Annotated in this window: 14 protein-coding genes and 1 tRNA gene; 7 read left to right on the plus strand and 8 right to left on the minus strand. The window is 36.7% G+C overall.

Features of this window, described 5'->3' with window-relative positions; all coding sequences use genetic code 11:
- Positions 1–105: 105 nt before the first annotated feature.
- Together G3A47_RS04970 and G3A47_RS04975 are read right to left on the minus strand one after the other, a co-directional pair.
- Positions 106–549 carry a hypothetical protein gene (locus G3A47_RS04970; RefSeq protein ID WP_166921033.1) on the minus strand — a complete coding sequence of 148 codons (444 nt, stop codon included), beginning with the start codon at positions 547–549 and terminating at the stop codon, positions 106–108.
- Between the two features lie 41 nt (positions 550–590).
- Positions 591–1,181, minus strand: coding sequence for a thymidine kinase (locus tag G3A47_RS04975; RefSeq protein WP_166921035.1), 591 nt, complete (start codon positions 1,179–1,181; stop codon positions 591–593).
- A gap of 242 nt (positions 1,182–1,423) precedes the next feature.
- On the opposite strand from G3A47_RS04975, the gene G3A47_RS04980 reads away from it, so the two are divergent.
- From G3A47_RS04980 to G3A47_RS05005, 6 genes are all read left to right on the plus strand, one after another.
- A complete protein-coding gene (locus G3A47_RS04980) occupies positions 1,424–2,641 on the plus strand; it encodes a hypothetical protein (RefSeq protein WP_166921037.1) in 1,218 nt (405 codons plus the stop codon).
- 78 nt (positions 2,642–2,719) lie between these two features.
- Entirely contained in the window at positions 2,720–3,436 is a 717-nt protein-coding gene (gene rsmI, locus G3A47_RS04985; RefSeq protein ID WP_166921039.1) for a 16S rRNA (cytidine(1402)-2'-O)-methyltransferase, read from the plus strand.
- A gap of 89 nt (positions 3,437–3,525) precedes the next feature.
- Positions 3,526–3,870, plus strand: coding sequence for a HopJ type III effector protein (locus G3A47_RS04990; protein WP_166921041.1), 345 nt, complete (start codon positions 3,526–3,528; stop codon positions 3,868–3,870).
- A gap of 124 nt (positions 3,871–3,994) precedes the next feature.
- A complete protein-coding gene (gene recJ / locus G3A47_RS04995; RefSeq protein ID WP_166921043.1) occupies positions 3,995–5,695 on the plus strand; it encodes a single-stranded-DNA-specific exonuclease RecJ in 1,701 nt (566 codons plus the stop codon).
- On the plus strand, positions 5,685–6,965 hold the full coding sequence (locus tag G3A47_RS05000; RefSeq protein ID WP_166921045.1) for an MFS transporter: 1,281 nt from the start codon (positions 5,685–5,687) through the stop codon (positions 6,963–6,965). The genes recJ and G3A47_RS05000 overlap by 11 nt, the downstream gene beginning before the upstream one ends.
- Before the next feature lie 340 nt (positions 6,966–7,305).
- Positions 7,306–7,662 (plus strand): hypothetical protein, encoded by a 357-nt coding sequence (locus G3A47_RS05005; RefSeq protein ID WP_166921047.1) that lies wholly within the window; start codon positions 7,306–7,308, stop codon positions 7,660–7,662.
- Between the two features lie 22 nt (positions 7,663–7,684).
- Here G3A47_RS05005 and G3A47_RS05010 read toward each other — a convergent pair whose 3' ends face one another.
- The 5 genes from G3A47_RS05010 to G3A47_RS05030 form a co-directional block, all read right to left on the minus strand.
- Positions 7,685–8,437, minus strand: coding sequence for a UDP-2,3-diacylglucosamine diphosphatase (locus G3A47_RS05010; RefSeq protein ID WP_166921049.1), 753 nt, complete (start codon positions 8,435–8,437; stop codon positions 7,685–7,687).
- On the minus strand, positions 8,424–8,606 hold the full coding sequence (locus tag G3A47_RS05015; protein WP_166921051.1) for a hypothetical protein: 183 nt from the start codon (positions 8,604–8,606) through the stop codon (positions 8,424–8,426). The genes G3A47_RS05010 and G3A47_RS05015 overlap by 14 nt, the downstream gene beginning before the upstream one ends.
- Before the next feature lie 44 nt (positions 8,607–8,650).
- Positions 8,651–9,103, minus strand: coding sequence for a 6-pyruvoyl trahydropterin synthase family protein (locus G3A47_RS05020; protein ID WP_166921053.1), 453 nt, complete (start codon positions 9,101–9,103; stop codon positions 8,651–8,653).
- A 31-nt stretch (positions 9,104–9,134) separates the two neighbouring features.
- On the minus strand, positions 9,135–9,311 hold the full coding sequence (locus tag G3A47_RS05025) for a hypothetical protein (RefSeq protein WP_166921055.1): 177 nt from the start codon (positions 9,309–9,311) through the stop codon (positions 9,135–9,137).
- 121 nt (positions 9,312–9,432) lie between these two features.
- The gene (locus tag G3A47_RS05030) at positions 9,433–10,197 is read right to left on the minus strand and encodes an enoyl-CoA hydratase/isomerase family protein (protein ID WP_166921057.1); all 765 of its coding nucleotides are present in this window, start codon (positions 10,195–10,197) and stop codon (positions 9,433–9,435) included.
- A gap of 104 nt (positions 10,198–10,301) precedes the next feature.
- Here G3A47_RS05030 and G3A47_RS05035 point away from each other — a divergent pair.
- Positions 10,302–10,375, plus strand: a tRNA-Ala gene (locus tag G3A47_RS05035).
- A 376-nt stretch (positions 10,376–10,751) separates the two neighbouring features.
- Here G3A47_RS05035 and G3A47_RS05040 read toward each other — a convergent pair.
- Positions 10,752–11,765, minus strand: a complete 1,014-nt coding sequence (locus G3A47_RS05040; RefSeq protein ID WP_166921059.1) for a hypothetical protein — start codon at positions 11,763–11,765, stop codon at positions 10,752–10,754.
- Positions 11,766–11,882 lie beyond the last annotated feature (117 nt).

An 11,882-nucleotide genomic window follows, 5' to 3' on the forward strand; every position in this document is an offset into this window, starting at 1 on the left:
ACTGGAACAGAACGAATTCTATTCCAGTTTAATTATTTTAAAATATTAATCCAGTCAACCTTTTTCAGGACTACTCAATTATTTATTTTTTCAACTAAAATCTACTTATTTATACTGATCCGGCATTATGGTAACTTTAAACAAAAACACCTTATTTTTATCATTATAACTGTACACTAAGGTAAGATCATTATTTGCAAAAACTCTTAGACCGGGATTTGCTTTGGCGGTACTTAGAAGACTTTTTTCAATCTCCTTGTGAACCACATTAAGATCTGTCTTTTCTTTTTCTATGTTTACCAATGTTAAGTTGTACTGGGCCACTTTTTCTTTTTGCTCCGGCAGACTTACACTATCTAAACGAATTCCCTCCTGTATCATTAGTGGGCAATTTGTATTGTACTTCACCACCAATTCCTTTATTTCAGCATCTGCTTCATCTGTAGTTTTATAAAAATAAAACTGAATTACAAACACCAAAACCAATGCAATTCCAACCGTAATCATCAACCGAATATTCTGTCTTTCTTTACTTTCCTTTTTTTGCATTGTTTACTATGTTTTAATGTTATTTAGAAAATCAAAAAAAGCTATTTCTCCTGATTCTTTTTCATGGCATTATAATAGGCGGCACGACTAAGCGGCTCATATTCTTCTGTTTCACCAAGCATAACCAGCTTGTCATTATCTGTTTTTCTGAAACTATAATTGGCTAAGTTTCCTGTTCTGGTACAAACAGCATGTACTTTAGTAACATATTCTGCCGTTGCCATAAGCGCCGGCATTGGTCCGAAAGGATTTCCTTTAAAATCCATATCCAATCCCGCAACAATGACGCGGATTCCCTGATTAGCCAAATCATTACAAACCGTAACAATTTCGTCATCAAAAAATTGTGCTTCATCTATCCCAATTACATCACAACCTTGTGCTAGAATTAAAATATTAGCTGCTGCCGGTACCGGTGTTGAACGAATTTCGTTAGCATCGTGTGATACTACCATTTCGTCATGGTAGCGGGTATCAATAGCGGGTTTAAAAATTTCGACTCTTTGTTTGGCAAATTGGGCGCGTTTTAATCTGCGGATTAACTCCTCGGTTTTACCCGAAAACATTGATCCACAAATAACTTCAATCCAACCAAATTGTTCTTTGTGATTTACTGTATTTTCGAGAAACATTTTGTATTTTTCTACCTTTTAAAATGAATAGTTTTTATTACTTTGTACTGGTAATAATTTGACGTAAAAAATTGCTGTTTTACATTTTTCAAAAATAGATAATTTTTATCAAATCAGAAGATTCGCAAACGCTTATTAACAGAAATAAAAGTACGATTAAGCAATTCTTCTTTCGAAATCAATACCACACAGATCATTTAAAAACACAGTAAAGTACCGTATTCACTATAATTTCAACAGTTATGAAAAAAAAATTGGAAGCCGATTTAATCAGCATTGCACATCGAATTTTAAAGCTTAAAAGCAAATCCGATATCAATCAGTTATATCTTGAAACACAGAAATTATATGAAAAACTTGCAGTTCTGAAATTTATAGACGAAAACTTCGATTCGTTGAAACCTACTATTGGACGCAGCGAAACAGAGTCTCATGTAGAAAGCATTTTTGAAAAAGAAGACTCAACTCCTATTGCTATCCAAACAGAAGAAATAATCCCAATTGTTATTGAAGAAAGTCCGGAAACTACTGCAGAAGTACAAGCACTTCCTGATCCTGAAGTTAAAGAGGATTCAGAAGAAGAGCCTGTAATCGAAATTCCCGGAGAAGAAATCGAAGAACCTACTGCAGAAACAATTGTTGAGCCTATTGCTGCAACCATTGAAGAAGTCGTAGTCGAAAAAATCGAAGAACCTATAGCAGAAACAATTGTTGAACCTATTGCTGCAACTATTGAAGAAGTCGTATCCGAAAAAAGCGAGGAATCAGTTGCAGAGACAATCGTTGAACCTATAGCTGTAGCGTTCGAAGAAATTCTAATTGAAAAAAACGCAGATCCTGTAAGTGAAACACAAACAGAAGAAAAAATTGAAACACTTGCTTTTGAAGGATCTGTTTCTGAAGAACCGGAACAAACCGAAACAAAAGAAGAACTTTCTTTTACAACCAAAAGCGATTTAAAACCGATTCCGGATTTCAAACCTGCTTTCGAACTTACGGCAGAACCGGAAGACAAACCGAAGGAAGAAACAGAAGTAAAACAAAACCCGATTCAGTTTTTGTTTGAAGATTTTGGAGTTAATTATGCCGATGCCGAATTTGTAAAAGTAGATAGTTTCGAAGCCGTGACTCCTACCTCATCAATTCCGGAACTTAAAGAAAATAAAACAGTTGAAACTATCGTTATAGAAAAAACAGAAACAAAAACAACTTCATTAAACGAAAAACTGGCAAAAGGTTTTCATATTGATTTGAATGACCGAATTGCCTTTACCAAAAACCTTTTCGGAAACAATACTGAGGATTATAGTCGTGTTCTAAATCAATTATTGACTTTTGATTCTTATGGTGAAGCGGTAGAGTTTATTGAAAATATGGTAAAACCGGATTACAACAATTGGACAGGGAAAGACGATTATGCACAACGTTTTCTTGAAATTGTAGAAAAGAAATTTGCCTAACACGAATTTCACAAATTTACACTAATTATTAGGGTTCGTGCCAAGTTGTACAATCCTTGTTAACTATTAAAACAACTTATGTCTAAATTATATATCGTTCCAACGCCTATTGGCAATCTCGAAGATATGACCTTCAGAGCCATCAGGGTTCTGAAAGAAGTTGATTTGATTTTGGCTGAAGACACGCGAACGAGCGGTAAACTCCTAAAGCATTTTGAAATTGGCACGCACATGCACAGCCATCATATGCACAACGAGCACAAAACAACAGAAAACTTAATTGCACGCCTGAAAGCCGGCGAAACTATTGCCTTAATTTCAGATGCAGGAACTCCCGCTATTTCAGACCCTGGTTTTTTATTAACCCGTGCTTGTGTTGAAAACAAAATTGAGGTGGAATGTTTACCCGGGGCAACTGCTTTTGTACCTGCTCTAGTTAACAGCGGTTTGCCCAACGACCGATTCATCTTTGAAGGCTTTCTTCCGGAGAAAAAAGGGCGTCAAACCCGATTTTTAGCCTTAGCGGAAGAAACGCGAACCATGATACTGTATGTTTCTCCACATAAACTACTAAAAACATTAGTCGAATTTGTGACGTATTTTGGAGAAGACCGACAAGTTTGCGTTTGCAGAGAATTATCAAAATTGCACGAAGAAAATGTACGCGGAACGGCAAAAGAAGTGTTAACTCATTTTGAAAAAACAGCACCACGAGGCGAAATTGTAGTAGTAGTTGCCGGAAAAACAATAACAAAAGAGCCTAAGAAAAGTAAATTTTCTAAGGATGACGAATAAAAACAAGAGTAAACACGGATTTCACAGATTAGCACAAAGTAAAAATCCTTTATAAATCTTTTAAATCTGTGGCATAAAAAATAAAATAAATGTCGATACAAGCCTTTTTAGAGAAATTAAATCAAACTCCAACAGCAATTGCTTTTACTGAAACCATTGCTACTGTAGAAGAAAATTATAGCTTCACCCCAACTGCTTTTCAAAACGGAACACAACATAATGCTGCAGGAGAAAATTCAGGCTCCTGCAAGGTATTTGCTTTTGCCAAATTGCAAAACCTAACGCAAGAACAAACTTTAGCTTGTTTCGGAGCTTACTACTTTGATGAAGTTTTAAATGATCCAAACGGAACAAACCATCAAAACATCAGAAACTTCATTACAACCGGTTGGAACGGAATTAGGTTTGAAGGAACAGCCCTGGAGGCAAAATAACATAAAATTATAAGTACCTAGTCATTAGTGATTAGTCTTTAGTTTACAATCTAAAATCTTCAATCTAAAATCTTCAATCTAAAATCTTCAATCTAAAATCTCCAATCTAAAATCTCCAATCAAAATGCGCTGGACTTTAAAACCAAAACCTTCAGAAGACAAAATCAAACATTTGGCTCAGGCATTAAATGTTGAAGATTTTGTAGCAACACTTTTGATTCAGCGTGGCATTGAAACTTTTGAAGAAGCTAAAACTTTCTTTCGCCCTTCACTAGAACATCTGCACGATCCTTTCCTAATGAAGGATATGGACAAAGCGGTTGTCCGTATAGAAGAGGCCATCAAAAATCAGGAAAATATTTTGGTTTTCGGAGATTATGATGTCGATGGAACAACGGCTGTTTCGCTGGTTTCTTCGTATTTAAAATCTCATTATCCCAATATTGCCACTTATATTCCGGATCGTTATGACGAGGGATACGGTATTTCTTTTAAAGGAATTGACTTTGCCAATGACAATGGGTTTTCGTTAATTATTGCTCTTGACTGCGGAATAAAATCGATCGATCACATTGCCTACGCAAAAGAACGAAACATTGATTTTATTATTTGCGATCACCACAGACCCGGAGAATTTCTGCCGGATGCTGTCGCCATCCTGGATCCGAAAAGAGAAGATTGCTTCTATCCCTACGATGAATTATGTGGTTGTGGCGTAGGCTTTAAACTGATTCAGGCTTTGGGAAGAAACAGAAATGAAACCATAGCCGATTTGGTTCCTTACCTCGATTTAGTTGCCACGGCAATTGCTGCAGATATTGTACCCATTACAGGTGAGAACAGGGTTCTGGCTTATTTCGGGTTACAAGTAATCAACAGTGCTCCGAGGCCGGGAATCAAAGCTTTGATCCATCAAATCAAAAAGCAAGTTTTAGATATTTCTGATGTCGTTTTTATTATTTCACCGCGAATAAATGCAGCAGGAAGAATCAAACACGGGAATCACGCAGTAGAACTGTTAACCGAATTTAACTTTGAACAGGCGCAACAATTTGCATCAGAAATCGAGCAATACAATGCTGATCGTAAGGATCTGGACAAAAAAATCACCAAAGAAGCCTTTCAGCAAATTATAGAAAACAACGAGCAGGACCGATTTTCGACCGTTGTTTTTCAGGAAGACTGGCACAAAGGCGTTATCGGAATTGTAGCTTCAAGATTAATTGAAACCTACTATCGCCCTACATTGGTTTTTACAAAAAGCGGCGATAAATATGCCGCCTCTGCCCGATCGGTAAAAGGTTTTGATGTTTATAATGCACTGGATGCCTGCTCTGAACATCTCGAACAATTTGGGGGTCATATGTACGCCGCCGGAATGACATTAAAAGCAGAAAACTATCAGCCTTTTAAAGCGGCTTTTGAAAAACAAATAGAAAAAACCATACTTCCGGAAATGCGAACTCCGGAAATTGAAATTGATGCTCAAATAAATTTTACAGATCTTACTCCAAAACTGATTCGGATTCTAAAACAGTTTGAACCTTTTGGCCCCCAAAACATGACGCCAGTCTTTATGACCACTGATATAAAAGATACCGGTTATGGCAAAACGTTGGGAGCAGACGAAGAGCATCTAAGGCTTTTTGTCAAACAATATGGTTCTGACGGAATTGCCGCAATTGGATTTGGTCTTGGAAAAAAATTAGACCTCACAAAAAATCAGAATACATTTCAGCTCGCCTACACTATTGCTGAAAACGAATGGAACAATACCGTTTCTACTCAACTTATGTTAAAAGACATCAGAACAAATGAAAGATAAAGCAAAAAAAGCCGACCCGTATCAGGCGCTACGATATAGAGAATTTAATGTGTTTTTATTATTGCGTTTTGCCATGGTTTTTGCCTGGTCCATGCAATTTATTGTAATCGAATGGGAAGTCTACAGCTTAACCAAAAATCCGCTTTCTTTGGGAATTATTGGTTTAATGGAAGTTATTCCGGCCGTTTCGATGGCTTTATTTGCCGGACACATAGTCGATCAAAGAGAGAAAAAAGGATTATTAGTAAAATGTATCTTGGGCTTCTCTGTAATTAGTTTCGGTCTGTTCTTACTGACCTGGCCACAAATAGTCGACGGGTGGTCTTCTACTGTTATTTTGTACTCGATTTACTCTTTAGTCTTTTTGGGCGGATTGGTACGTGCATTTCTTGGCCCTACTATTTTTTCTTTACTATCTCTTATCGTACCTAAAAAAGTATATCCAAATGCTGCCACCTGGAGTAGTACGGTTTGGCAGATTGGAGCGGTTCTGGGACCGGCCGTTGCAGGATTTTCGATTAATTTCATCGGAGTGCACTGGTCCATGTGTGCCGTTTTTGCCTTTTCACTTTTTGCTTTAATAGCCTTAACACAAATCAGTAAAAAGCCAATTTTGAACCCTAAAATCGGAGAACCGGTTATGGAAAGTTTAAAAGAAGGTCTCAAATTTGTATTCAACAATAAAACGATTCTGGGCGTACTTACACTGGATATGGTTGCTGTACTTTTTGGAGGAGCAGTTGCTTTATTACCGGTTTTTGCTCAAGACATACTAAAAGTTGGTCCCGAAGGATTTGGCGTTCTAAGAGCAGCACCAGCTATTGGTGCTTTTATTACCATGTTAGTCTCCGCCTACGTTCCTTTGTATAAAAGAGCCGGGATGAAACTCTTAGTAGCCATTTTTGCATTCGGTTTGTGTATTATTTTATTCGGAGTTTCCACTATTTTCTGGTTGTCTGTTGTGGCCTTATTTCTGAGTGGTGTTGCAGACGGAATTTCAGTTGTAATCCGCCAAACCATTTTACAACTTAAAACTCCCGACCATATGCGAGGACGTGTAGCTGCCGTTAACTCGATGTTCGTTGGTTCTTCTAACGAATTAGGGGCTTTTGAAAGCGGTTTAACGGCCAAACTAATGGGAACGGTAACTTCAGTCGTTTTTGGCGGAAGCATGACGCTTTTAACCGTATTGGGCTTTGGAATACAATCTCCAACATTTAGAAATTTAGATTTGCAGAAAGATATGGAAGAGCATCAAAATATGGAGTAACTATTCACTTGCTGTTTGCTGTTTTTAAACCATATAAGTGATATAAGTTCATTTAAATTTAAGCTTACTACCTCAACATATAAAAATTACCGCCTGCTTTAAATAGGGTAATTTAGAAATACACAAAAGGCTTTAACTGAGCACTCAAAGAAGTTCAGTTAAAGCCTTTTTATCAATAATCAATTCTTCACTTCCGGTTAAAACAGAACGCAATCCATACAGTTCGAATTTAAATGAACTAACATCACTTATATGGTTAACAAAAAAATGCTATTTTATGATTTTTTTATTTAGAATTAATATAAATAATATTTATATTTGTTGAAATAAAAGATCTACGATGAGAGAAATTGCGCAAATATACCATAACAATTTTGGAATATCCTTTTACTGGAAAAATGGAAAACAAGTTATATCTGAGAAAGTACAACTCGTTTTTAAAGAAACCGGTTTTTATTTTACTGTTCAGGAATTGAATCAGTTTTGTGATTTAATCGAGGATAGTTTAATAGAAAATGCTTGTTGTGAAGCCTGCGAATTAAAATACTCCTGTCATAAATTTTTGCTAAAAACACCTTGCTCTCAAATAGACCTTGCTGTTTCTATGACCGAATTAAAATCGATTAAAGATTTGGTCGAAGGTTCTTTGTTTAAAATTGAACTGGAAGAATACGTATATGGTGCAGGTTTAAATTAAGATACAGTCTAAAAGTTACTGTTTATTTCTCGAATTTTAGAAGTTCGAAGTTATTTCCGTCAAAAACACCATAGGTAAAATAGCCAATCCAATCGCCCAGATTTACATAATTGGCGTTTTCACCAACGGGAATAATCATTGGCAAATGACGGTGTCCAAAAACAAAATAATCGTAGTGTTTGGTTTCGAGTTTACGCTTGGCATATAGCACTAGCCATTCGTTTTCTTCACCCAGAAATTTCACATCTTCATCTCCCGAAATTAATTTGTTTTTAACTGACAGGTATTGCGCCAATCGAACACCAACATCGGGATGCAACCAACGAAAAAGCCACTTAGAAAAAGGATTAGTAAATACCTTTTTCATTCGTTTGTACCCCATATCACCGGGGCCTTTGCCATCACCATGACCGATTAAAAATGTTTTATTATTGAAAGTAAACTCTTTATTATCATGATAAACAGGTATATTTAATTCCGTTTGAAAATAATCTTCCATCCACAAATCGTGATTTCCGACAAAAAAGTAAATCGGAATTCCACTATCCCGAATTTCAGCAAGTTTACCCAAAACACGAATAAACCCTTTAGGAACAACGGTTTTGTATTCAAACCAAAAATCAAACAAATCTCCCAATAAAAAAATAGCTTCCGCATCGTGCCTCACCTCTTCGAGCCAAGCCACAAATTTTTGTTCACGCGGAAAGCTCAACTCCGGAGTCGGAGCTCCAAAATGCTGATCAGAAGCAAAATATACTTTTTTATTTGAAATCATTTATGTTGAATACGTTTAACTCTTCGACTTCGCTCAGAGAGACATTAGGTATTAATTGGCTTTTGGCCCATCGGCCTCGCTCAGGGTGTCCTTCGGCTTCGCTCAGAATGACATTGGGTATTAATTTATTTTTTGGTCCTTCGGCTTCGCTCAGGGTGACATTAGGCATTAATTTACTTTCTGGAATTTGGAATTTAAACCATTGGAATTTAATCACTGATTATCACTCGCATACCACTCTGCAAACGAAGATTCTGTTTCCTGAAGTTTTAATGAGAAAAGCGAGATTTCAGCAGGTAAACGTGCCATGATTCTATCTGCAAAATCAACTACCATATTTTCACTTGTTGGCTGATAATCGACTAAAATCACGTGATGTCCACGATTTTTAAGTTCATTTGCCAACTCGACATGTGGTGTTGTTTCATTAAAAACAGTCGCATGATCAAACTGATCGACGATTTCTTCTTTTACAATTTTCTTTAGATCCGAAAAATCGATAACCATTCCGTATTTCACATTTGACCGATCTGTAATTGGCGAGCCAATAACTGTTACCGATAATTTATAACTGTGTCCGTGAACGTTTTTGCATTTTCCGTCGTAACCGTACAAAGCGTGCCCGGTTTCGAAACTAAATTGTTTTGTAATTCTGATATTACTCATCGATTTGAATTTTAGGTTGCAAATTTACAAATTAATAACCGTTTTCATCTCTTTTTTTAGCTCTGTTATACATTAAATAGGCAATTCCGATTAAAATCACGAAAGGAATAAACGATCCGATCACAACTCCAATTTGATAACTGCTATCAGGAGCGGTTTTCATTTTCTCAGCAACGTCAATTTTTTGCAGTAATGAGATGATAGTCATTTTTAGTAGGTTTTAGAAATTAATCTGAATTGTGAAATGTGAAATGTGAGATGTGAGATGTTTCTAAAAACACTTCAAAGTTATTTCTGCACGCGATAAAAAAGCAGCATCCTCCGCAATCTTATTTTTTAAATTGTGTCAAAGCTTTTCTGGTAAAGTCAGACAAAACTAACTTTCCGGTAATTGCAGCACGTTCAAAAAGCAAAGAACCCCAGTTTTCCGTTCCTTCCCAAATAATCTTTTTCATTTCGAACAAGGCTTCCGGGTTATAGGAACTTAATTTTTGAGCCAAACTTTCAACAGCCGAATCAAGTTCATCAGCACTATAAATTTTAGAAAACAATCCGTTCTGAAGGGCCCAATCGGCCGATTTCCACTCGTGGGCTGCAAGTGTCATCTCAGCCATAGCCATTTTACCAATTTTACGCGAAACGGCAGGTTCAATTACAAAGGGACCGATCCCTATGGCAAGTTCGGATAGTTTCACAGCACTTTCAGGAGTTCCTAAAGTATAATCACAGGCTGCAATAATTCCAACACCACCACCAACGGCCTTTCCCTGAACACGACCTATAATAATTTTCGAACAGCTGCGCATGGCATTTAACAAATGGGCAAAACCGGAAAAGAATTCTCTGCCCTGTTCTTCATTTTCAACAGCCAAAAGCTCGTCAAAGGAAGCGCCTGAGCAAAAAACCTTATTCCCATCGCTTCGCAAAACAATCAGCGAAACGGTTTCATTCTGACTTAACGAATTAATTTCGGCCGTCAGGAGTTTCAATAGGGCTTTCGGAAAAGAGTTACTGGCCGGATGGCCAAATTGTACAGTTGCAACAGCATTTTGAATCGTGGTTTGTATAGATCCGCTTTGATAATCTGAGCTCATAAAAATAAATTTGATCGTAAAGTTACGGTTTTGAAAAATATTTTCATCTGATGTGCTTTGAAATTTGTTTTTTCATAATAAATTGACTTTATTTGCAACGCTTTGGGGGATTAGCTCATTTGGCTAGAGCGCTTGCCTGGCAGGCAAGAGGTAACCGGTTCGACTCCGGTATTCTCCACTGAAAGTAAAAGCCCTTGTAATTTTTTACAAGGGCTTCTTTTTTGCCATAGATTAAAAGGATTTAACTATGTATTTGGGATCAAGTTCAAAAGTTGTGGCATTTTATAAAAACTTCTTCTATCAAAACGTGTAGTTTATTTTAACCGCAAAGAACGCAAGAAATTTTGTTTGCTCTTATCGCAAGGCGCAAAAGCACAAAGTTTCTTTTTATACACGCAGATTTAGCAGATTAAGCCGATATTTTGCTCTTTGATATCGATAAAAAATATTTCGAATAAATCTGCTAAATCTGCGTGAAAAAATTGCTCTGCAAACACAGGAACTGGCTTACAACACCAAAACCGATCTTCATGCAAACCTTCACAACTTATGAACTAACGTTTTAAAACCAATCCGAAAATCCAGGTATTTGTTGCCGGGAGCGTAACAATGGTTGGTGTTCCAGCCAAATCGATTCGAATATTGCGCGCTGGTAAATTACTGCCACTAGTATCCGGTGTAGACAAATAAAATTTTTGATTACACTCATTATAAGTGGTACTGAAAAACTCATAATTCATTTGAAACCCCAACGGTATTATATCTGTTTTTGTTACAGCCGAAGGATTTGTCATATCAATTTCTACCAGCTTTGTATTGGCAACAGATGAATCTTCGTGTAAAGCGTACAACTTATTTGCTCCTTTAAATTCTAAACCTACAATTGTTCCCGATGCAATTCCACCAATCATAGAGGCAACGATTGTATTTGCCGCTCTGTTATAGGTTATAACATTATTCCCAATGGCAAAATATATAAATGCATTACCGTCGGATGCCGATGTAAAGTTCCAGGAATAGTTACCGCTAATGTTTGCACTTGGAATCGTAACAGAATTAACCAACGCATAACCATTATCTAAAACACTAAAAACCATATTTCCGCCGGTGTACGTCAGGTTTCCAAAATACAAATTACCACCTGAATACACCGGAGCATTTGTAATGTTGACCCCCGAAATTCCGGTTGTAATTGGTGCAAAAGAAATTGCTCCCGCAGGCGTAATTGTTATTAATCTTCTTTCTTCGGCAATAACCAACTTATAATCTCCCGTTACAGGATTATAAACAGCATTATTGGCAGACGACATTTGTAAATAGGTTGGTGTAGCAGGATTGGTAATACTTATGTTAGCAACAGGTACCCAATTCGAGATTGCTGTTGCATTATCTAAATAGCCAAATGTAGGCGTTGCGCTTGCATCATTTATATTTCCCGTAAACGCCAAACCAAGAATATCAGTATTAGGACAAGCCAAAGTTGGATTGGGTTGATCATTATTTGTACAGCTACCAAGAAACAATACTGATAAAAATAAATATCCGATCTTAATTAAATTGGTTTTCATGATTTCTATTTTTTATGATTATATCACTATATCAACCCTTTAATAGATTTGTTACCCGACACTTCAAGTTCACAATTTCATTTTGATCACTTCATCTATTAGTTACGATTACCTAAA

Source organism: Flavobacterium poyangense (assembly GCF_011751075.1).
GTDB classification, from domain to species: domain Bacteria; phylum Bacteroidota; class Bacteroidia; order Flavobacteriales; family Flavobacteriaceae; genus Flavobacterium; species Flavobacterium poyangense.